Below are 21,476 nucleotides of genomic sequence, written 5' to 3'. Positions count from 1 at the left end.
TTTAGGCAACATGGGAGGCGCCTGACTGGAAACACGGGACGGGAGGCAGTCGTGCGGAACGATCTCAACGAGGGTCTGCACCAGCGGGTCGCGCGGTTGGCCCGGCTCCGTCCCGACGCCGTCGCCCTCGTCGCCGAGGAGCGCCCCGTCACCTACGACGAGCTGGACCGCACCGCGGACGGCTGGGCCGCGCGGCTCGCCGGCGCCGGGGTCGGCCCCGGCAGCTGTGTCCCGGTGGTTCTCCCCCGTGGCACCGACCAGGTGACGGCGCTGCTGGCCGTGTTGAAGACCGGCGCGGCGTACGCGATGCTCGACCCGGCCTGGCCGGCAGCGCGCCTCGGCGAGGTGACCGCGATGCTGCCCGCGCCAGTGCTGATCGCCGACCGCCCGGTGCCCGGCGTACGCCGTCCGGTGTGGACACCACCGGAGGAGCCACTGTCCTTGCCGCCGGACTTCCGGCCCGCCGAGGTCGGCGGCCACGCGCCGTGCTGCGTGTTCTTCACCTCGGGGACGACCGGACGGCCAAAGGGCGTCCTCACCCCGCACCGGGCCACCGCGCGGCTGTTCATGGAGGGGACGTTCGCCACGTTCGGCGAGCACACGGTCGTTCCGCTGGCGGCACCGTCACCGTGGGACGCGTACTCCCTCGAGTTGTGGGCAGCGCTGCTGAACGGCGGCACGTCGGTGATCGTCGCGGAGCCCTACCTGACGGCCGGCGCGCTGCGCGAGGGCGTCTCCCGCCACGGCGTGACGACGGTCTGGCTGACCAGCAGCCTGTTCGACATGGTCGTGGACGAGGACCTCGGCGCATTCGACGGGTTGCGACAACTGATGATCGGCGGCGAACGGCTCTCCCCCACGCACGTGGGCCGGTTCCTGCGGCAGCATCCCGATGTGCTGTTGCTCAACGGATATGGCCCGGTGGAAAGCACGGTATTCACGACGACTCATCGGATCCGCCCGGAGGACGCCCGGCGGGCCGGCGGTGTTCCGCTCGGCCGGCCCGTGCCGGGCACCGAAGTGCTCGTGCTGGACGGCGACCGGCCGTGCGCGCCCGGTGCGGTCGGCGAGATCTGCGTCGCCGGCGCCGGGCTGGCGCTGCGCTACCTCGGCGACGACGAACTGACCGCACAGAAGTTCGTGAACGTCACGGCCGACGGCCGGACCGTGCGCGTGTACCGGACCGGCGACCTGGGCCTCCGCGACGCTGACGGGCTGCTGCACTTCCGCGGCCGCGCCGACCGCCAGGTGAAGATCCGGGGGCACCGCATCGAACCGGCGGAGATCGAGCGCCGCGTCGAGGAACTGCTGCCGGTGCGCTCCTGCCGGGTGGTGGCAGACCGGACCGGCGGCGGCGAGCCCGCGTTGGTCGCCTGGTGCATTCCCGAGCGGCCCGGCGACCCGCTCGACGGTGCCATCGGCACGCTGCGTGAGGTGCTGCCCGCCTATCAGGTGCCGACGGCAGTGCACACCGTCGGCGCGTTCCCCGTGACGCCACAGGGCAAGCTGGACGAGCGGGCACTGCTCGCCACGCTCGATCCCCGGCCCATGCGCGCCGTAGGGGTGACCACGGCCGCTGACGGCGGCGAGGCGCTTGTGGCCGAGGTGTTCGCCGAGGTGCTCGGCCAGGACAGCGCGCCGGTCGACGTGCCCTTCACCGAGCTGGGCGCCAGCTCACTCGACCTGGGGCGGGCATGCGCGCGGCTGGCGGCGCGTCTCGACCGCCCGGTGCCGCTGGTCCGCCTGCTGGAACACCCGAGCGCGCGGGCCCTCGCGGCGTGGCTCCGCGCGGACCAGCCGGCCCCGGACACCCCGGATGGCGACGCGGTTCCGCTCACGCCCATGCAGCTGGTCTACCTCACCCGGCACCTCGTCGACCCCGCCGACCGGACCGGGCACTGCCTGCTCACCTGGGTCATTGAGGGCGATCTGGACCACGCGGCGCTGGAAACCGCGGTGGGGGCGGTGCACGCGCGGCACGAGCCGCTACGCGCCGCGTACGTGGCCGACCCCCGGCCGATGGCGGAGGTCCTCGACATCGATCCGCCGCCGCTGGAGGTGCTGCCGGCCGCACCCTCGGTGGAGGAGGCGATGGCGGCGCTGCGGCGGCTCTTCGCGGACGAGTTGGTGATCGGCGAGGCCGACGTGTGGCGTGTGGCGGTCGCCGGGGCCGGCGATGCCACGGTGTTCGGTTGCGTGATCCACCACATCGCGTTCGACGGCTGGTCGGAGGCGGTACTCGCGCGGGACCTCGCGACGGCGTACAACGCCGCCCGGTGCGGTGCCGAGCCGCCCGCCAAACCGGCTCCGCCGTCCCTCGCCCACTCCTACCGCGACCACATCGCGCGGGTCGCGGCCAGCGGGACCGACGTTCGGCCCGACCGCGCGGGGTACGCCGGCCCGCCGCCGGTGCGCTGGCCGGGCAGCCCGGCGGACGGTGCCGGCACCAACGGCCCCGGGCTGGTTCCGACCCGGATCGAGCCGGCGGTCCTCGCCGCGGTGGACGACGCGGCCCGTTCTGCCGGCGTCAGCCGGTTCGCCGTCCTGCTGTACCACTTCGGCGCCGCCCTGGCCGAGGTCACCGGTCAGCGGGACCTGGCCGTGGGCGTGCCGGTGGCGCAGCGCCACGGCGCCGGATCGGAGCTCGCCGTCGGCTGCCACCTCACGATGCTCTGCCTGCGGCTGCGGGGTGCCGCGCTCGCCGATGGCCCGGCCGCCCTGCGCGCGACCGGGCAGTGTTTCGGCGACGCGTTCGCCGCACAGGACGGGCCCGCGTCCGAGCTGGCGTACCAGGTGCTCTTCGCTCTGCAGGACAACGCACCTGCGGAGCTGCGCCTCGACGGGGCTCGCACAATGTTCGTCCGCCAGCGGTACCTGGACCTCCCGCTGGACCTGCACGTGGAGCTCTGGCCGGAGGACGACGGCCTGCGGCTGACCGCTTACCACCGGCCGGAGCGGGTCGCCGAGGAGACGGCACGCGACCTGGTGAAGCGCCTGGACGAGCGGCTGCGGGCGTGAATCGGGCGCCGGTCACTGGGCGTCGCGCCACGCCACCCAGCGGCGCAGCGCGCCGAAGTCGTAGTCCGGGCCGGACACGCCGAGGGTGAACAGCGACACTCCGAGATCGCGCAGCTGCGGCCCGAGGTCCTCGGGCTCGCCGGCCGGCGACGGCCCGCCGCCGATGCTGCCGGAGATCTCAATGTCGCCGGGGTCACGACCGATCTCGGCGCAGTGGCGGTGCAGCACCGCGATCTTGTGCCGCATCGTGTCGACGTCGCCGAAGCTGTGCCAGCGGTCGGCATACCGGGCCACGAGGCGCAGCGTCCGCCGCTCGCCGCTGCCGCCGATCAGCAGCGGGATCGGGCGCACCGGCGGCGGGTTGAGCGCCCTCAGCCGCGCCCGGATGCGTGGCAGCGCGGCGGCGAACTCGTCCAGCCGCTCGACCGGAGTGGCCGGCGGATAGCCGTACTCGACGAAGTCCTTGTCGAACCAGCCGGAGCCCAGCCCCAGCACCACCCGGCCGCCGCTGATGTGGTCGACGGTGCGCGCCATGTCGGCCAGCAGATCCGGGTTTCGGTATCCGCTGCACGACACGAGCGGCCCGAGCTCCACCCGCGTTGTGGCTTCGGCCCAGGCGGCCAGCATGGTCCAGCACTCGAAATGCCGGCCGCCGGGGTCGCCGGTCAGCGGGAAGAAGTGGTCCCACGTGCAGACCATGTCGACGCCGAGTTCCTCGGCCTGCACGACGGCGGTCCGGATCGCGGGGTAGTCGGCGTGCTGCGGCTGCACCTGGACGGCGATGCGGACGGGTCGGACCGTCACGTCGGTGTTCCCACACGCGTCGTCCGGTACTCGGCACAACTGGGCATCCCGCGCTCCTTGATGAGATCGTTCATGTCGAAGAAGTCGATGACCGGCCGCACGGCGAGCAGCCGGGTGATCGGCGTGTCGTACTTGTCGGCGATGTAGTAGCGGTTGCGCATCGCCATCGCCTTGTCCAGCCCGAGCTTGGGGTGCGGGTGGTGGAGTGCGCCGGCGTCGCGGTCGATCAGGAAGACCGCACCGTCCTGGTGCAGCCGGTAGGCCAGGTCGATGTCCTCCGAGCCCCAGGTGCGAAACTCCTCGTCGAACGCGCCGACCGCGCGCACCTGCCTGGTGCGGGCCGACACGTTGCACGTCCAGTACATCAGCCACGGCGCCGGCAGGTCGCGCAGCCGATCGCCGACGCGCGTGTAGAAGTCCTCGCGGATGTCCAGCCACCGGCCCTCGCGGCGCAGCAGCCCGATCGTGCCATCGACGTCGTCGAAGTCGAGCGTCTCCTGCATGTCGCCGGCGTCCTCGTTGGCGTAGTTGAAGCAGTAGACGTAGCCGATCACCGCGGCCGGCTGCTCGGCCGCGTGACTGCGCAGGTGAGCGCGCAGGCAGCCGGAGTGCGCCAGCACGCCGGAGTCGAGAAAGACGAGGACGTCACCCCGCGCCTCGGCGATGCCCATGTTGCGCGCGGCCGCGACCCGGAACCCCTCGTCCGGCTGGAAGAAATACCGCACGTCCAGCCGGTCGCGGAAGCCGGCAACCATTGCCTCGGTGTCGTCGCTGGAGCCGTCGTCGACGACCAGCACCTCGAACGCGTCGGTCCCGATGTCCTGCCGGGTCAGCGCGTCCAGCGTCCGCCGCAGCAGGTCCATCCGGTTGTACGTGGGGATCACGACGCTGCACGCCGGGGAGTTACCCGCCATCGTTGCGCTGCCCTCCGTTCTCGGCCGACGAGAGTCATCGGCGTGGATGCGAAAGCTCATCTAGGCAACAGGCTAAGCAGATTTGTCAAAAGTTGCCACGCGGACGGCTGCGTGGTCTGCTTTTGACTGATACTTGGACGACGCGGCGGGAGTCGAACATGAAGGTGATACGGCGCGAGCGCATCCGGTCCTGGCTGCGGATGACGGCGCTGCTCCGGTACGCGGGGTGGGACGTCCTGGTGCCGACGGTGGTCCTGGCGATCCTGTCCGGGTTGCTGCCGGCGGCGTTCATCGTGGCGATGGCCCGGGTGCTGACCCGTCTGACAGAGGCGGGGGGCACCACCGGTCTCGGCGGCGTGATCAGCGAGGCCGGGCCAGAACTGGTTTTCGCGTTCGTCACGCTCGCCGGGCAGCAGCTGGTGCCGCCGTTCCAGGAGGCGCTCGCGAAGTGGGCGGGGCGCCGCATCGACGCGCACGTCCTCGGCGACCACCTGTCGGTGGCGCTGCGGGCGCCGCTCGACCGGGTGGAGCAGGAGCGCGCGGTGTCGGCGATGGCCGAGATCAGCGACGCCTACCTGCGCGCCGCACCGACGCCGGGCGTGGGCGCCGGCGTACTGCCGATGCTCGCGGGCCGCTACCTTCAGCTGGCCGCCGCGCTCGCGCTGGTCGGCGCGACGGTGTCGTGGTGGGTCGCCGTGCTGCTGCTCATCGGGGCGCTGGTGATCCGGTTCGGCCAGCGCGGTGCGCTCGCGACGTTCACCGACGACTGGGCCCGGTTCGGCGACGCCCGTCAGCGGATGAACTACATCCAGGCGCTGGGCATCGAGCCGGGTGCCGCCAAGGAGATCCGTGTGCTGGGCCTGCTGCCGTGGCTACAGCGGCGCTTCACCGCCGAGTCCGACGGCTACCTGCGGCCATTGTGGCGCCGCCGCCGCGAGGTGTACCTGCGGCCGTTCCTCGGTTACACAGCGATCGGGTTCGTGGTCGCGGTCGCGTCGTTCGTGCTACTCAGCGGGTCGTACGACCCGGCGGAGGGCGTCGCGGTGCTGGTCGTCGCGGTGCAGGCGATACTGCTGCCGCTGCGCTTCGGCGCGTACTTTCCGGAATGTGACGTCCAGACGCAGTACGGCCTGCAGTACCAGAACACCATGGCGGAGTACCGGGAGCTGGTCGGCGAAGCCGCCCCGACCGAGCGGCGTGCCGTCACGGCACCCCGCGTGGCGCCCGAGGATCGCACACCACACGAGATCCGCTTCGAGGACGTGCGCTTCCGCTATCCGAACTCCGAGAGGGAGATTTTGCGCGGACTGGACCTGACGCTGGCCGCCGGCCGGTCGACGGCGCTCGTCGGGATCAACGGCGCGGGCAAGACCACGCTCGTCAAGCTGCTCGCCGGTGGCTATCCGCCCACGTCCGGCGCGGTGCTTGTCGACGGGCAGGATCTGACCGCCCTCGACCCGCTGCGGTGGCGACGCGACCTGGCCGTCATTTTCCAGAAGTTCGTCCGGTTCGACCTGAGCCTGCGAGAAAACCTGCACCTCGGCGCGGCGCATCTGCCCGTTGACGAGGAGGCGATGCACGCGGCGCTCGCCCGGGCCAACGCTGTCGACGTGCTCGACCGCCTGCCGTCCGGACTGGACACCGTGCTGTCGCCCGAGTACGAGGGGGGCACTGGCCTGTCCGGGGGCCAGTGGCAGCGGGTGGCGCTGGCCCGCGCATTCTACGCGGTGCACCAGGGCGCGACGGTGCTCGTGCTGGACGAGCCGACCGCGCAGCTCGACGTGCGCTCGGAGGTGGACTTCTACGACCGGTTCCTGGAGCTGACCGAAGGGCTCACCACGCTCGTGATCTCGCACCGGTTCTCCACCGTCCGCCGCGCCGACGCGATCGCGGTGCTGGGGGACGGCCGGATCACCGAGTTCGGCGACCACGACCAGTTGCTGTCGGGTTCCGAGACGTACGCGTCGATGTTCCGCACCCAGGCCGGACGGTTCGCCGCCGCGGCGGCCGAGGGACCGGCCGACTACCACGCAGGAGGCCGCTCGTGAGAACGTTGACCGCCGCCCGGGAACTGCTGACGATGGCGTGGCGGATCGACCGGAGCAAGCTCATCCGGTCGATCCTGCTGCTGCTCGCCGGGTTCCTGGCCACGCCGTTCATCGCGCTGGGCCTGCGCGAGCTCACCGACGCGCTGCTCGCCGGCCGCACCGGATGGGCCGCCTGGCTGGGCGTGCTCCTCGCCGGGCTGCTGCTGGTCGAGCTGATGGGCGGGCACTTCGCCCACCTGCTCTACTTCGAACTCGGCGAACAGTCGCACACCCACCTGCAACAGCGGTTGTTCACCGCGGCTAACGCCGGTGTGCCGCTGTCGCAGCGTGAACAGCCCGACTACGCCGACGACCTGCAGGTCGCCCAGTCGCGCACGTTCGAGATCAACCGGGCGCTCGAGTCGATCCTGCAGTTCGGCGGACTGGCGCTGCAACTGGCCGTCAGCACCGTGCTGATCGCCCGGCTGCACGTGGTGCTGGTGCTGGTGCCATGCCTGGCGGTCTTCCTGGTGATGGCAAGCGCGTGGGCGCACCGCGAGGTCGAGCGTGCCCAGGAGCGCGCGGCCGAGGAAAACCGCCGCGCCCGGCACTTCCTCGAGTTGTCCACAGCGCCGGAGAGCCTCCTGGAGCTACGGCTGTGGGGTCTGCAGGACGAGGTGGTGGCCCGCCACACCGCCGCGTGGGAGGCGGCCACCCGGCGGCTGGGGCGGGGCCAACTGCGCGCCGCGTTGGGCAAGGTCGTCGGGCAGTTGGCGTTCGCCGCCGGATACGCCGGCGCGCTGCTGTTCGTGTTCCAGCAGCTGGCCGAGGGCCGGGCGACGGTCGGCGACTTCGTCATGGTGCTCGCGCTGACGGTGCAGACGACCATGCAGATCATCACGGCGGTGGGCCTGCTCGGTGTGTTGCAACAGGCGGGGCGGACGATCGCCCGGGTCGAGAAGCTCGGTGAGCCCCGTCCCGGCGCGGAGCCGGACCCGGTGGAGGCGACAGTGGCGGACGCCGACCCGCCGGCCGGCCGCGGCATCGTGCTGCGCGACGTTTCGTTCACCTATCCAGGTGCCGACCGCCCGGTGCTGGACCGGATCAGCCTGACGCTGCCGCCCGGCGGAGTGGTCGCCGTGGTCGGCGAGAACGGTGCCGGCAAGAGCACGCTGGTGAAGCTGCTGTGCGGGCTGTACCGGCCGACGGGCGGGCGGATCTGGTTCGACGGACGCGACGTGACCGCCGCCACCCCCGACCGTCCCACCACCGCCGCCCTGTTCCAGGACTTCGCGCGGTTGGAGCTGGCGGTACGCGACAGCGTCGGCGTCGGCGCCGTCGACGGTGAAGTCATCGCCGACGACCGGGCCGTTGCGGACGCGATCCACCGGGCGGACCTCGACGACCTGCTGGAGCGCCTGCCGGACGGGCTGGGTTCGGTGCTGGGCTCGCGATACGAGCACGGCGCCGAGCTTTCCGGTGGCCAGTGGCAGCGCGTCGGTCTGGCCCGGGCGCTCATCCGGGAACGACCGGCACTGCTCACGCTCGACGAGCCCGCCGCGGCGCTGGACCCGATGGCCGAGCACGCGCTGTTCGAACGCTTCGCCGCGGCGGCGCGGGAACAGGACGTCCACGGCGCGGTGACCGTGTACGTCTCGCACCGGTTCTCCACCGTGCGGATGGCCGACGTCATCGTGGTCCTGAAGGGCGGCCGGGTCGACGCCTACGGCACCCACGAGGAGCTGATGCGCGCGGGCGGCACCTACGCGGAGCTGTACACGATGCAGGCGCGGGCGTACGCCTCAGCCTGATCCGCCGGCACGTCAACGCTGGCACAGAATTTGCCAAGCTTGGCAACGTGTGGCAACGTCTTCTGTATCCGCCGAGGAGGATGTGTGATGGACCGTCGACCAGACTGCAGTGTCATCGTGCCCACCTACAACCGGGTCGCGCTGCTGGCCCGCACGCTCGACGCGCTCAGCCGCCAGGAGATGGACGGCCGCCGGTTCGAGGTGCTGGTGGTGGACGACGGGTCGACCGACGCCACCGCCGAGGTGGTGGACACCTTCCGCGAGCGCCTCGACCTGCGGTACTTCTACCAGCCCGACGAGGGCTTCCGGGTCGCCGCCGCGCGCAACGTCGGGATTCAGCACGCCGCCGCCGAGGTGTGCGTCTTCCTCGACTCGGGCGTGCTGGCCCACTCCCGTTGCGTGCGAGCCCATCTGGACAACCACACCGGCGCCACCTCGGTCGCGGTGATCGGCTACGTGTACTGCTTCAACCACAACAACGAAGACGCCGAGCAGATGCACGCCTCGCTCGACTTCGACGACGTCGACGGCACGATCGCCGCGCTGGCGGAGCAAGGCCGGTGGCTGGATGACCGCGAGCACTTCTACCGCCGCTACCCGGGCGACGCGATCGCCGACCTGCCCGCACCCTGGCTGATGTACTGGACGTGCGACGTGTCGGCCCGCACCGCCGACCTGCGCGCGATCGGCGGCTTCGACGAGGCGTTCCGGTCCTGGGGATACGAGGACGTCGACCTGGCCTACCGACTGCACCGAGCCGGAGCGCGGTTCGTCGTCGACCGGGCGGCCAGCGCGATCCACTTCCCGCACGACAAGGACCACGCGCACAACAAACGGGCCGCCGCTACCAACCTCCGGTACCTCATCGAAAAATACGACACCCCGGAGATCCGGGTGCTGTCCGCGGACCCGCCCGTCGGCTACTTCGACATCAACGACCACCTGCTTGAGCGGCAGACGCAGGCGAGCAACGCCGGATGAGGTGACGGGATGTCGAGTAGCGTGCGCAGCCCTGACGTTCTGGTCGTCGGCTCGGGCTTCGCCGGGTCGTGGGCGGCCAAGGAACTGACCGAGGCCGGCTGGCAGACCCTCGTGCTGGAGGCCGGCCCGCCCCGCGCGGCACGCGACGTCCCGCGGCGCTTCCCGTCCAGTTCCGACGAGCCGGCCGACGAGCCGACCCTCGGACCGGGCTGTGCCGCGCCACGCCTGGACGGTGCACTGCCGGCGACCCTTCCCACCCCGGTCGGCAACCCGGGGCAGCACGTGCAACGGGTTCACCCGGGATTCGGCCCGCGCGGCCCGCACCTGTTTGTCGACGACGACGAACACCCGTACCGGACGCCCGACGACCAGCCGTACCACTGGATCCGCGGGATGCAGATCGGCGGCCGGTCACTGACCTGGGGCGGCACCGCGCTTCGCCTGTCGCGCTACGAGCTGGACGCCGCGCCGCTCGACGGCTGCACGTTGGCATGGCCGGTGCGATACGAGACCCTCGCGCCCTACTACGCGCTCGTCGAGGACGTGCTGTGCCCGACCGGCAGCCGCGAGGGCCTCCCCCAGCTACCCGACAGCCGGTTCCGGCACGAGCCGCCCGCGCTGACCCCCGCGGAGAAGGATTTTCGGGAGGCGTACCGGCCACCTGGCACCCACCCGGTCCCGGTGCGCTTCATCCCCGACGAGAGCGGGCGGGAGGGCTGGCCGCGATTCACGATGCAGGCCAACGCGCTGGCCGCGGCCGAGCGCACCGGCCGGTTGGAGCTGCGGCCGAACGCCGTCGCCACCGACGTGACGATCGACCAGGACAGCGGCCGGGCCACCGGCGTCCGCTACGTCGACACGACAACCGGCGCCCGACACCACGTCACCGCGCGGATCGTCTTCCTCTGCGCGGGCACTGTCGAGACCGCCCGGCTGATGCTCAACTCGCGCGGCCCGCGCCACCCCGACGGGCTCGGCAACACCAGCGACTGGGTCGGCCGCGGACTCATGGACCATCCGGTGTTGGCGGCCTCGGGCGTGCTCGACGGGCACCCACCCGCCGATGGGTACGAGTGGTCCGCGCGGCAGCGTGGTCTCATGGTCCCGCCCGCGCCCACCACAGGCGACGTCCGGCCGTTCGGTCTATGGGTGACGCTGCAACGGCTCACCACTGACGGCGTACCCGTCGGGAGCATCGACGCGCAGGGCGAGATGCTCCCGTACCGGCACAACCGGGTCCGACTCGACGGCCGCACCGACCGCTGGGGCGTGCGCACGCCGGTCATCGAGTGCGCGTACGGACCACACGAGGACCGCCTGTACACCGCGATGCGTGCGGCGGTCGCCCGCGCGGCCGAGGCAGCCGGTCTGCGCCTCACCGGGGTCGCCGACGCACTGACGGTGCCCGGGCTGAACGTCCACGACATGGGTACGGCGCGGATGGGCGCCGACCCGGCGACCTCCGTGGTCGACGCGAACAACGCGTGCTGGGACTGCCCGAACGTGTTCGTCACCGACGGCGCCTGCTTCCCTGGCGGCGGCTGGCAGAACCCCACCCTCACGATCATGGCACTTTCGGCGCGTGCCGGCCGGCACGCCGCCGGGCTGCTCCGCGACGGCGTGTGGTGACCGTGGTGGACGAGGTGGACGGCATGACCGGCACTGTCGGACAGGTCACGATCACCGGCGTCACCGGGCTCATCGGCCGGTCGCTGTGCGAGGTGCTGACGCGCCGCGGTGTCCCGTATCGGGGCCTGGCCCGGACACCGGAGCGGGCCCGTACCGTGGTCGGCGCCCAGGCCGTCGTGGCCGGATCGATCGCCGATCCGGCCGCGCTGACCGAGGCGTGCGAGGGCAGCGCCGCGGTCGTCCACCTCGCGCGCTCCTCGCACGATCTCGCCGACCTATGCCGCTACGACTACCCGGCCCTGCACGCCGTCATCGCGGCGGTGAACGCCAACCGGGCCGAGCTGCATTTCGCCTCCAGCCAGGCGGTCTTCGGCGACGCACCGGATCCGCCGCCGCTGCTCGACGATGACAGCCCGCCCAACCCCACGACGGCGTACGGCGCGATGAAGGCCGCCTGGGAGCGGACCGCCCGGGCGGCGTGCACGACCCCACCGGTCGTGTACCGCCTGCCGATCGTCGTCCCCGACCGGCTCGCCGACGGCGCACCGTGGTTGCGGGAACTGCTCGGCACCGGCTTCTGCCACCTCACGCCGGACGGCACGACCCTGGTGCTGCGCCCGGCGGATGCCCGCTTCGCCCACGCCGGGGTGAGCTTCGTGCACGTCGACGACGTGGCGGAGACGATTGCGGCAAACCTCTTCCGCGCCGAGGCGCGCGGCACCGTCGCGATGCTCGCCGATCCGGAATACGTCCGCTTCCGCGAGTTGGCTGAACTGTTCGCCGGCCTCGCCCGCGACCGCGGCTTGACGGTGCGCGACGAGTGGCCCGACCCGGCCAACGGCGCGGAGCTGACCGGCGCGATGTACCGCTTCGACCCCACCCGCGCCGCGAAGTGTCTCGGCTTCGCCAGCCCGAACGGACCCGAACGACTACTGGCCAAGGCGGCCAAGTGGTTCACCGCGACTCTCGATGCCCACGCCACCGTCTGACCTCCGCAGACAACCGGCCGGACCGACCGAAGGCAGGAGCAGATGCACACCGATCGTCTCAAGTTCAGCATCGTTGTCCCGTTCAAAGGCCGCGAGCGCACCCTACGGGTGGTCCTCGCCGCGCTGGCCGAGCAGACCATGGATCAGGCGGAGTTCGAGGTCGTCGTCGGTGCCATGGAGTACTCCACGGAGTACGTGGAACTATGCCGCGAGTTCACCGACCGCCTCACCGTCGTCTCGGTGATGACGACTGGGGAGTGGAACGTGGCCCGCGCCCGCAACCTGGCGATCCGGCACGCGTCGGGTGAGGTGGTGATGACCCTCGACGCGGACATCGCGCTGCCGCCGGACTCCCTCCGCAACACCTACGACCGGTACTTCGCCCATGGCCAGAACCTGTGCGTGATCGGGCAGGTGGTCGGCTACGAGGCGGCGATGAATGAGCACAGCAGGAGTGCCAAGGTGCTGCCGTGGGACCATTACCGTGCGGTGCTGGCCGACCTGGCCGCCGACGGCGGGCCGTGGGACTACCGGTGGACCGACCGGTACGCGTCGGCGCTCATGAGGTTCCCGTGGGCGTTCGTCGCCACCGGTCTGACGGCCATCCCACGCCGCCTGGTCGAGCAGCACGACCTCTACTTCGACGAGAACTTCCGCGGCTGGGGACCCGAGGACCAGGAGTGGGGCTTCCGGATCTCCCGCGCCCACATCCCCATCGTGCACGCCGCCCCGGTGTTCGGTCTGCACCTGCCGCACCCGCGCGACCTGGCCGTCAACGAGGTGGCGGCGTGGACCAACAACCGGTATTACCTGGCCAAGTGGCCTCGGTTGGACCTGGAGTTGGCGCTCGCCTTCGGCTGGATCGGCGCGGACGAGTGTTACGCCGAGGTGGAGCGCGAACTGGCCGCGTGCCGTCATGGGGGCCGGCGACCGTCAGTACTTCGCGGTCCGGTGGGCGGCCGCGACACGGTCGTCGTCGGCGCCCTCGTCGACCCCCGCACCCAGGCGGCTGAACCGGACGTGGCGGCGCTCTTCGACCGGGGCAGCCGGCCGGAGATCCTGCCGCTCACCGGGTTCGCCCTGCCCTACCCGGACCGGTCCGTCGACGAGGTACGGGTACTCGCCGCGGTGACCGGCCTGAGCCCGCGCTATCGCGAGGCCATCCGAAAGGAGGCCACGCGGGTGGCGGCCCACGCGTCAGATGTCGATGTTTCCGCCGAGCCCGCACTCCAGCACGCCGGTTGATCAGTCCCCGGTGGTTTCGAGCTCCTCGGCCCACAGGCGGCGCATCTCATCGCAGTCGCGCAGCACGTCCCCGAGCCGCCCCCGACCCACCACCCGCCCCTGGTCGAGCACCACCACCTGGTCGGCTCGCTCCAGCGCCTCCCGCCGGTGTGACGCGACCAGCAGCGTGCCCGGGCCGCGCCCCTCGCGCGCGGCCCGGGTCACCCGGTCCCAGAAGAGTGCCTCGGTCTCGCCGTCCAGTGCCGACGACAGGTCGTCCAGCACCAGCAGATCGGGTGCGCGGACGAGGGCCCGCGCTGCCGTGGCGCGCTGTATCTGCCCGCCGGACAACCGGACCCCGCGCGGCCCGACGAAGGTCTCCAGACCCTCGGGCATCGCGGTCACGTCCTCGTCGAGCGCGGCGAGGTGCAGCGCCCGGTCGACAGTTTCACCCGGCCAACCGAGCAACACGTTCTCCCGCAGCGTCGCGGAATACAAGCGCGGGCGCTGACCGGCGTACGCCACGCGCGGCGGCACCAGGAACGTGCCCGGGTCGGCGACCGGCCGGCCGTTCCACCGGATCGTGCCGGCCTGGGCCGGGACCAGCCCGAGCATCGCCCGGATCAGCGTCGTCTTGCCGGAGCCGACCGCACCGGTGAGGACGGTGATCGAGCCGCGTTCGAGTCGCAGGTCCACGTCGTGCACCCCACGGGTCCCACCGTCGTGGTGGGCCGTCAGGCCACACACCTCCAGCACGGTCAGCGGATCGTCGTGCGTCGTCACCGGCCGCGCGTCGGGCGCCGGGGTGTCGCCGAACCACAGTCTGGTGTCGCGCACCAGGTCGGTGGGTGTCTCGCTGGCGGCGAGCAGCCGGTTGAGCCGTTCCGTCGCCACGACCGCCTGCGGCACCTGGAACAGCATCGCGCCGATGCTCCGCGGCAGGGCGGTCAGGCCGCTGACGTACGTGGTGAACAGGGCCAGGTCGCCAACCGTGAAGGCACCGCCGCGCATGGCAGAGGCGGCGAGCAGCAGCACCAGGCCGATGCCGATCTCGACGCTGGCACCGGTGCCGGCGTCGAGCAGGTCGGTGGCGAGCCGATCGCGGACCGCTGCCCGCCGCCGCGTCGCGTTGTGCTGGCGCAGCCGGGCCAGCACGTGCGAATCGGCGCCGGCCGTCTTGATGGTCAGGATCCCGCTGAACATCTCGCCGATGTACGCGGTGACGGTGGCCCCGCCTATCTGCGCCCGCGTATGCAGCCGCTTCACCGTCCGCGCGGCGAACGTGCTCAGGACGGCCACGGCCACCATCGGCAGGACCAGCATCAGGCTGATCCTCCAGTCGATGCGCACCGTGATGACGAGGGCGCCGACGGTGAACAGCACCGCACCGGCCAGCCGGATGAACTCGTCCGCGAAGTCGACCAGGCTCGCCACGTCCGAGCGCAGCCGGGCGAGCGACTCACCGGACGAGTCGGGTAACCGGTCGGCGGCCGGCCCGGGCGCGGTGAAGATGGACCGGAGCGCGTTGCTGCGGAGCACCGACGCGGCGGCGTCCCACCAGTAGACGCCGTAGGCCCAGGCGATGAGCATCGTCAGCCCGCGCACCAGCTCCGCGCCGACGAACGCCGCACACAGCCACCACACGGCGCTCAGGTCGACGGGCTGCCCGCCGCTGATCCGATCAAAGATCCACTTCAGGAGTACGCCCCCGGCCAGCGGCAGGACGCTCACCGGGAGCCAGAACAGCGCGCCGAGGACATACCGCCGCAGGTCGAACCGGATCAGCCGGGCGACTACCCGCACCATGTCGTTCATCGGGCGGCTCCGGTGAGGTTGAGCAGGCCGACGAACCGGCTGCGCGAGTCGGCGAGGAGGTCTGTGCGGTAGCCGAACTCCACGATCCGACCACCGGAGACCACCGCGATCTTGTCCATCCGGGACAGCACCGACAGCCGGTGGGCGATGACAACGCCGGTACGCCCCGCCAGCAGCCGATCGATGCACTCCTCCACCCGGCGCTCCGTCGCCAGATCGAGCCGGCTGGACGGCTCATCGAGCACCACGATGCCAGGGTCGCTGAGCAGGGTGCGGGCGAACGCCAGCAGCTGCGCCTCCCCGGCCGACACCCCGCGCAGCGCGGAGTCCAGCCCCTCGGGCTGCGCGGCGAACCACTCGCCGAGACCCACCTCGTGCAGCACCGCGCGTAGCCGGTCGTCGTCGGTGTCCGGCCGGAACAGCGTCAGGTTGTCGCGGATGCTGGTGGAGAAGAGCTGGACGTCCTGCGTCACCATGCCGGCCCGCCGGCGCAGCGACGCGCTGTCGACGTCCCGCAGGTCGAGCCCGCCGAGGCACACCGCCCCCGCGTCCGGGTCGTACATCCGCAGCAGCAGCCGCGCGATCGTCGTCTTGCCGCTGCCGGTCCGCCCGACCAGTCCGAGCGACTCGCCCGGCGCCAACTCGATATCCACATCGAACAGCGACGGTCGGTCGCCACCAGGGTAGGTGAACGACACCCGGTCCAGCCGTGCCGACAGCGGGCCGGTGGCCGGTAGCTGCCGCGGGTGGACCGGCTGGGGCAGCACCGGCTGGTGGCCGAGCAGGTCGGCGACCCGGGCGACGCTGGCCAGCGCCCCCTGGTAGGCCCGCAGCTGGTCGATCAGCCGTTCGAAGGGCGCCCGCAGCAGCAGAGTGTATTGCAGCAGCAGCACGGCGGTGCCGACGGTCAGCGCACCGGCGTTCAGCAGCCACGCGGCCGAGCCGAGCACCACGGCCGTCCCACCGGCGAACGCCACCGACACGCCGGCCATCACCGCCACGCCGATCCGCGCGGCCCGGTACTCCGCGTGGTACCAGGCGGCGCTCGTGCGGTGGAACCGGCTGAGCATATGCTCCCCCGCGCCGTTCGCCCGGAGATCCTCGGCACCGGCGAGCGACTCCTCCAACTCGCCGTACAGTGCTGCGCTCGCCGCCCGCGACCGGGTCGCTGACGGCACGGCCCAGCGCTGCCCGCGGGCCATCGCCAGGAACACGACTAGGCAGTATCCGGTCAGCACCGCGCCGAGCCGCACGTCCACGAGGAACACCCCGACCACGATGGCGGCGAGCAGCAGGACGTTCACCACCACGTCCAGCAGGAACGCCACAGCGAAGTCGGCCACGGCCGCCACGTCGCCGTCAACCCGTTCGATCAACTCGCCGGGCGGATGCTTGCCGTGGTATCCGAGGTCGAGCGCGAGCGCGTGCTCCGCCAGGCGCTCACGCAGCCGGTTGGTGCCGTCCCAGGCGAGCCCGTTGGCGAGCCAGCCGGTCACCGTCCTCGCCGCCAGGGCGGCGATCGCGAGACTCAGATATCCGACCGCGACGAGCACCAGGTGCCCGGTGCTCGCGCCCGTCATCGCGTCGTCGACGAACCGCAGCGTGAACTGCGGCGCCAGCACCGGCAGCACCGTGGTCGCGAGCACCGACACGACCAGCGCGAAGCCCAGCCGGCGGCCGGGCAGGAGGCTGCGAACCACCAGGGCGCGCCCGCGCGCGCCGGCGGACGTGCCGGTCACCGGCCGATCGCCGCGAGCGCCGTGAGATCGTCGGCCGTGAGCCGCCAGGATGCGGCCGCGACATTCGCGCGCACCTGCTCCGGCGTCGTGGCACCGGCGATCACCGAGGCAACCGCCGGCCGGGCCAGCAGCCCACCGATTGCGACATCGAGCATCGAACGGCCGCGCTCGCGTGCGTACGCCTCAATCTTCTCGATGGCGTCCCACGGCGCGGAAGCGAGCCACGGCTGGTATCGGTCGGTGGTCATCCGGCTGCCGTCCGGCGCCGCCTGGCCGCGCCGGTATTTCCCGGTGAGCAGCCCGCTCTCGAGCGGGAAGTAGGGCAGCAGGCTGAGACCGAACCGCTCACATGCCGGGATCACCTCGGCCTCGGCGGTGCGGGACAGCACGCTGTATCTGTTCTGCGCGCTGATGAACGGCGTGAACCCGCGCGTCCTCGCCAGCCAGGCGGCGTCGGCGATCTGCCAACCAGCGAAGTTGGAGTTGCCGACATACCGCACCTTGCCGGCCCGGACCAGGTCGTCCAGCGCGGCCAGCGTCTCCTCGATTGGGGTGCCCGGGTCGGGCTCGTGCATCTGGTAGAGGTCGATGTAGTCGGTGTCGAGCCGGCGCAGCGACGCCTCGACCGCGCGGGCGATGTAGCGGCGGGACCCGCGGGCGCTGAAGTCGGGCCCGTTGACCCCATCCATGTCCATGCCGAACTTCGTGGCTACCACGACGTCGTCCCGCCGGCCCTTGAGCGCGGCGCCGAGCATGGGCTCCGACGCGCCCCGTTCGAGGCCGTAGATGTCGGCGGTGTCGAAAAAGTTGATGCCCGCGTCCAAGGCGGCGTCGACCACCGCACACGCCTGGTCGAGCTCGATCATGCGGCCGAAAGTGTTGCACCCCAGGCCGACCACCGACACCCTCAGCCCGGACTCGCCGAGGCGGCGGAACTCCATCATGCTCGGGCCTCCGTCCGGGTCGCATCGTGCGCGCCGGCGATGAGGATCTCGTTGATCTCGAAGAGGCTGATCATCGGCTCCACCGCGAGCAACCGGGTGACCGGGGTGTCGTACTTCTCAGCCACGTAGCGCCGGTTGCGCGCGGCGAGCTGACTGTTGTGCGACCAGTCTTTCGCGTGCGGGTAGTGGATCGCCCCGGCGTCGCGGTCGAGCACGAACACCGCGCCGTCGCGGTGCAACCGGTAGGACAGGTCGATGTCCTCGGCGCCCCACGTGGTGAACGCCTCGTCGAACCCGCCGACCCGGCGCAGCTGCGAGGTGCGCGCCGACACGTTGCACGTCCAATAGAGCGACCACGGCGCGGGCAGGTCACGCAGCGGGCCGGGGTGCCGGGCGTAGAACTCCTCGCGCAGGTCGAGCCACCGGCCCTCGCGCCGCAGCCGGGCGATAGTCGCGTCGACGTCGTCGAAGTCGAGCGTCTGCCGCATCCGCTCGGCGTCCTCGTTGCTGAGGTTGAAGCAGTACACATAACCGATCACCGCCGCAGGCTGCTCGTTATCGTGCCTGCGCAGGTGCGCCCGCAGACAACCGGAGTGCAACAGCACCCCGCAGTCGACCATCACGGTCACGTCGGACACGGCGTGGCGGATGCCCATGTTGCGCGCGGCCGAGACCCGGAATCCCTCGTCCGGCTGAAAGAAATACCGCACCTGCAGTCGGTCGGTGAACTCGGCCATCACGTCCGCGGTGCCGTCGTCGGAGCCGTCGTCGACGACCAGCACCTCGAACGCGTCGGTGCCGATGTCCTGCGCCGTCAATGCTTCCAGGCTGCGCCGCAGCAGGGCCGCCCGGTTGTAGGTGGGGATGATGACGCTGCACGCCGGAGTGATATTCATCGCCGCCTCTCAACGTCGCATGCGATCGGATTTTCACCGTAACACAGATGTGGCAACGCGTTTGTCCACTGTTGCCAGAAGTTGCCAAGGTCTCTGACGCGTGGTTCGCTGAGGGTTGACGACACCTACACCTACGGGGGTGCCATGGACATCCACATCATGCTGGCCATCGACGACCACTACGTCCCGGGCGCCGCGGTCCTGGCCCACTCGGCCCGTGCCGAGCTGCGGGACGCCCACACGCGGCTGGTCTTCCACGTCATCGACTGCGACCTGAGCACGGAGCGCCGGGCCGAGCTCAGCGATCTCCTGGGCCGCTCCGGGCACCTGCGGTTCCACCGCATCTCCGACCGGCTGGGGCTGCACGGCCCGAGCCTCTGGTATTCCGACGCGGCCGTCGCCCGGCTGCACGTCGCCGAGGTCATTCCGCCCGACGTGTCACGCCTGCTCTACCTCGACGCCGACCTGCTCGTACTGGAGGACCTCACCACTCTGTACACAGTTGACCTGGGCGGCAACGCGCTCGGTGCGGTGCTCAACGGTTTCGCGCCGAACCGTTCCCTGGTAATCACCGACGAGGGCGCCCGGCAGATCCAGACCGGTGCCGTGCCGCCCGGGCACTTCAACTCCGGCGTCCTCCTCATGGACATGCAGCGCTGGCGCGCCGACCGGATCAGCGAGCGGGCGATCGAGATGCACCGCCGCTACGGCGCGGACACCACCCACGCTGACCAGGACATCCTCAACCACATCTGCGCGGGCCGCTGGACACCGCTGCCGGAGAAGTGGAACAAGATGATCGAGCACCCCGTGCTGGGCAAGTTCGGGGCGGGCCGGATGGATGAGCTAACCCGGCGCGAGGGCATCGTGCATTACGTCGGCGCGGTCAAGCCGTGGCACGACGAGTTCCCCGACAATCCGTTGCGGAACTTGTACGAGCACTACGCCGCCGATGTCGTCAGGGCATGACTGTGTGGAGCTGCAGGGTTTTGAACCCCTGCGCTTACCGAACGTCACGTTCTACAGCTTGTCATTGATCGTCGAACTTCGTCGCTGACCTGCACAGACGCACCGTCGACCAATCAAAGGGTCTGTGGATCTAACGGAGACCTCTTTGCTGCCGGCGGCTTGACAAGAGAGGTGCCGTTAGCGAGGCCCTGTCTCACATTCGGTGGTGACGGGGGGTGGTGGGGTTCGTTGCTTCCTATGTGGAGGTTGTCAACAAGCTCATACAGGTGGTGTTCTCGGGGTTGTCCCCGCTGGTCATCGAGGACGTGGTCGACGAGGGCGAGCGGATCGTGGTGCGGGCCCGGACGCCGCAGGACACCGCGGTCTGCCCGATGTGCGGGGCCTCGTCGAGACGGGTCCACGGCTATCACTGGCGGACGGTGGCCGATACTCCGGTCGACGGGCGCCGGGTGGTAGTCCGCGTGCGGGTGCGGCGTCTGGTGTGCCCCACGCGCGGCTGCCGCCACACCTTCCGCGAACAGGTTCCCGGGGTGCTGGAGCGATACCAACGCCGCACGGCCCGGTTGAACAGGCAGGTCAAAGCCGTGGTCAAGGAGTTAGCGGGCCGGGCAGGATCGCGTTTGCTGGCGATACTGGCCATGGGCCTGTCCCGCCACACAGCCCTGCGCGCCCTGCTGCGCATCCCGTTGCCCACCGGGCGGACGCCCCGTGTGATCGGCGTCGACGATTTTGCTCTGCGCCGACGGCACCGCTATGCCACCGTGGTGATCGACGCCGAGACCCATGAGCGGATCGAGGTACTGCCCGACCGCACCGCCGATACCCTCGAGGCGTGGCTGCGCGAGCATCCCGGCGTCGAGGTCGTGTGCGGCTCGGCTACCTACGCCGAGGCCATCCGCCGCGCTCTGCCCAACGCGGTGCAGGTCGCGGACAGGTGGCACCTATGGCACAACCTATGCGCAGACGACCCTGCAACGCTGGCACCAGGTCCACGGCCTCCTCGACCAGGGGGTGGGCCTGCTGGAGTGCGCTCGCCGTCTGCAGTTGGCCCTGAACACCGTCAAGCGCTACGCGAGAGCCGACCGGCCCGAGCGGATGCTCCGCGTCCCCAAATACCGTGCCAGCCTCGTCGACCCCTACCGCGAACACCTGCGCAAACGCCGAGCCGAGGACCCAGGCGTCGGCGTCAAACACCTCTTCGAAGAGATCAAGGCACTCGGCTTCACCGGCTGCCTCAACCTCCTACACAAGTACATCAACCAAGGCCGCGCGGACGCCGACCGCAGCCACATCTCCCCACGCCGGCTCGCCCGGATGATCCTCAGCCGGCCCGACAACCTCAAGCCCGAGCATCGCAATCTACTGGCACGGCTCACCGCAGCCTGCCCAGAGATGACCCAACTGGCCGCCACAGTCGGGCGCTTCGCCGAACTCCTGACGCCTCAGCCGGGAAACACCGACCGGCTCTCGCTCTGGATCGTTCAGGTCCGCGCGGCCGACCTACCTCATCTGCACGCCTTCACCCGCGGCCTGGAACGCGACCGCGACGCCGTGAACGCCGCGCTCACGCTTCCCCACAGCAACGGCCCCACCGAAGGCGTCAACACCAAGACCAAACGGATCGCACGTCAAATGCACGGACGAGCGGGCTTCACCCTGCTTCGCCACCGCATCCTCCTCGGATAGCAGCACCCTCCGTCACCACCGAAAGTGAGA

15 protein-coding genes and 1 pseudogene are annotated in these 21,476 nt (G+C 71.0%); 10 read left to right on the top strand and 6 right to left on the bottom strand.

What is annotated here, in order from left to right; all coding sequences use genetic code 11:
* The first annotated feature begins 51 nt into the window (after window positions 1-51).
* The gene (locus OG505_RS04580) at window positions 52-3,018 is read left to right on the top strand and encodes an amino acid adenylation domain-containing protein (protein ID WP_405431218.1); all 2,967 of its coding nucleotides are present in this window, start codon (window positions 52-54) and stop codon (window positions 3,016-3,018) included.
* A 12-nt stretch (window positions 3,019-3,030) separates the two neighbouring features.
* Here the strand turns inward: OG505_RS04580 and OG505_RS04575 are convergent, their stop codons facing one another.
* Together OG505_RS04575 and OG505_RS04570 are read right to left on the bottom strand one after the other, a co-directional pair.
* On the bottom strand, window positions 3,031-3,822 hold the full coding sequence (locus OG505_RS04575; protein ID WP_405431216.1) for an LLM class F420-dependent oxidoreductase: 792 nt from the start codon (window positions 3,820-3,822) through the stop codon (window positions 3,031-3,033).
* Entirely contained in the window at window positions 3,819-4,736 is a 918-nt protein-coding gene (locus tag OG505_RS04570; RefSeq protein WP_405431214.1) for a glycosyltransferase, read from the bottom strand. Before OG505_RS04570 ends, OG505_RS04575 begins: the two co-directional genes overlap by 4 nt.
* Window positions 4,737-4,894: 158 nt before the next feature.
* Between OG505_RS04570 and OG505_RS04565 the strand changes: the two genes are divergently transcribed.
* From OG505_RS04565 to OG505_RS04540, 6 genes are all read left to right on the top strand, one after another.
* Window positions 4,895-6,784 (top strand): ABC transporter ATP-binding protein, encoded by a 1,890-nt coding sequence (locus OG505_RS04565; RefSeq protein ID WP_405431212.1) that lies wholly within the window; start codon window positions 4,895-4,897, stop codon window positions 6,782-6,784.
* Window positions 6,781-8,574 (top strand): ABC transporter ATP-binding protein, encoded by a 1,794-nt coding sequence (locus tag OG505_RS04560; RefSeq protein WP_405431210.1) that lies wholly within the window; start codon window positions 6,781-6,783, stop codon window positions 8,572-8,574. Before OG505_RS04565 ends, OG505_RS04560 begins: the two co-directional genes overlap by 4 nt.
* An 87-nt stretch (window positions 8,575-8,661) precedes the next feature.
* On the top strand, window positions 8,662-9,555 hold the full coding sequence (locus OG505_RS04555; RefSeq protein WP_405431208.1) for a glycosyltransferase: 894 nt from the start codon (window positions 8,662-8,664) through the stop codon (window positions 9,553-9,555).
* A gap of 9 nt (window positions 9,556-9,564) precedes the next feature.
* On the top strand, window positions 9,565-11,184 hold the full coding sequence (locus OG505_RS04550) for a GMC oxidoreductase (protein WP_405431206.1): 1,620 nt from the start codon (window positions 9,565-9,567) through the stop codon (window positions 11,182-11,184).
* 23 nt (window positions 11,185-11,207) lie between these two features.
* On the top strand, window positions 11,208-12,173 hold the full coding sequence (locus tag OG505_RS04545) for an NAD-dependent epimerase/dehydratase family protein (RefSeq protein ID WP_405431204.1): 966 nt from the start codon (window positions 11,208-11,210) through the stop codon (window positions 12,171-12,173).
* 42 nt (window positions 12,174-12,215) lie between these two features.
* A complete protein-coding gene (locus tag OG505_RS04540; RefSeq protein ID WP_405431202.1) occupies window positions 12,216-13,418 on the top strand; it encodes a glycosyltransferase family 2 protein in 1,203 nt (400 codons plus the stop codon).
* On the opposite strand, the gene OG505_RS04535 is transcribed toward OG505_RS04540, so the two are convergent.
* Genes OG505_RS04535 through OG505_RS04520 form a run of 4 tightly spaced genes read right to left on the bottom strand, consistent with a single transcriptional unit; the run spans window position 13,419 to window position 18,791 of the window.
* Complete coding sequence (locus OG505_RS04535) at window positions 13,419-15,212, bottom strand: ABC transporter ATP-binding protein (RefSeq protein ID WP_405431201.1); 1,794 nt, start codon at window positions 15,210-15,212, stop codon at window positions 13,419-13,421.
* A complete protein-coding gene (locus OG505_RS04530) occupies window positions 15,209-16,951 on the bottom strand; it encodes an ABC transporter ATP-binding protein (protein WP_405431199.1) in 1,743 nt (580 codons plus the stop codon). Before OG505_RS04530 ends, OG505_RS04535 begins: the two co-directional genes overlap by 4 nt.
* Window positions 16,948-17,892 (bottom strand): aldo/keto reductase, encoded by a 945-nt coding sequence (locus OG505_RS04525; RefSeq protein WP_405434387.1) that lies wholly within the window; start codon window positions 17,890-17,892, stop codon window positions 16,948-16,950. Before OG505_RS04525 ends, OG505_RS04530 begins: the two co-directional genes overlap by 4 nt.
* The gene (locus OG505_RS04520) at window positions 17,892-18,791 is read right to left on the bottom strand and encodes a glycosyltransferase (protein WP_405431197.1); all 900 of its coding nucleotides are present in this window, start codon (window positions 18,789-18,791) and stop codon (window positions 17,892-17,894) included. The genes OG505_RS04525 and OG505_RS04520 overlap by 1 nt, the downstream gene beginning before the upstream one ends.
* A 144-nt stretch (window positions 18,792-18,935) precedes the next feature.
* On the opposite strand from OG505_RS04520, the gene OG505_RS04515 reads away from it, so the two are divergent.
* The 3 genes and pseudogenes from OG505_RS04515 (at window position 18,936) to OG505_RS04505 (ending at window position 21,446) form a co-directional block, all read left to right on the top strand.
* Window positions 18,936-19,760 carry a glycosyltransferase family 8 protein gene (locus OG505_RS04515; RefSeq protein ID WP_405431195.1) on the top strand — a complete coding sequence of 275 codons (825 nt, stop codon included), beginning with the start codon at window positions 18,936-18,938 and terminating at the stop codon, window positions 19,758-19,760.
* Window positions 19,761-20,131: 371 nt separating this feature from the next.
* A pseudogene (locus OG505_RS04510) lies at window positions 20,132-20,836 on the top strand (ISL3 family transposase); the annotation flags it as partial.
* 19 nt (window positions 20,837-20,855) lie between these two features.
* Window positions 20,856-21,446 (top strand): transposase, encoded by a 591-nt coding sequence (locus OG505_RS04505; RefSeq protein ID WP_405434385.1) that lies wholly within the window; start codon window positions 20,856-20,858, stop codon window positions 21,444-21,446.
* The last annotated feature ends 30 nt before the right edge of the window (window positions 21,447-21,476 follow it).

Origin of the sequence: Micromonospora sp. NBC_00617 (genome assembly GCF_045161355.1) — a bacterium.
Lineage (GTDB): Bacteria > Actinomycetota > Actinomycetes > Mycobacteriales > Micromonosporaceae > Micromonospora.
Note: the sequence above shows the minus strand (reverse complement) of the source record. Positions and strands in the feature narration are given on the sequence as shown.

Coding starts and splice junctions, on each gene's coding strand:
- OG505_RS04540 (WP_405431202.1), top strand. CDS start 12,216: ATGCACACCGATCGTCTCAAGTTCAGCATCGTTGTCCCGTTCAAAGGC.
- OG505_RS04515 (WP_405431195.1), top strand. CDS start 18,936: ATGGACATCCACATCATGCTGGCCATCGACGACCACTACGTCCCGGGC.
- OG505_RS04520 (WP_405431197.1), bottom strand. CDS start 18,791: ATGAATATCACTCCGGCGTGCAGCGTCATCATCCCCACCTACAACCGG.
- OG505_RS04505 (WP_405434385.1), top strand. CDS start 20,856: ATGCTCCGCGTCCCCAAATACCGTGCCAGCCTCGTCGACCCCTACCGC.
- OG505_RS04565 (WP_405431212.1), top strand. CDS start 4,895: ATGAAGGTGATACGGCGCGAGCGCATCCGGTCCTGGCTGCGGATGACG.
- OG505_RS04550 (WP_405431206.1), top strand. CDS start 9,565: ATGTCGAGTAGCGTGCGCAGCCCTGACGTTCTGGTCGTCGGCTCGGGC.
- OG505_RS04535 (WP_405431201.1), bottom strand. CDS start 15,212: ATGAACGACATGGTGCGGGTAGTCGCCCGGCTGATCCGGTTCGACCTG.
- OG505_RS04545 (WP_405431204.1), top strand. CDS start 11,208: ATGACCGGCACTGTCGGACAGGTCACGATCACCGGCGTCACCGGGCTC.
- OG505_RS04555 (WP_405431208.1), top strand. CDS start 8,662: ATGGACCGTCGACCAGACTGCAGTGTCATCGTGCCCACCTACAACCGG.
- OG505_RS04570 (WP_405431214.1), bottom strand. CDS start 4,736: ATGGCGGGTAACTCCCCGGCGTGCAGCGTCGTGATCCCCACGTACAAC.
- OG505_RS04525 (WP_405434387.1), bottom strand. CDS start 17,892: ATGGAGTTCCGCCGCCTCGGCGAGTCCGGGCTGAGGGTGTCGGTGGTC.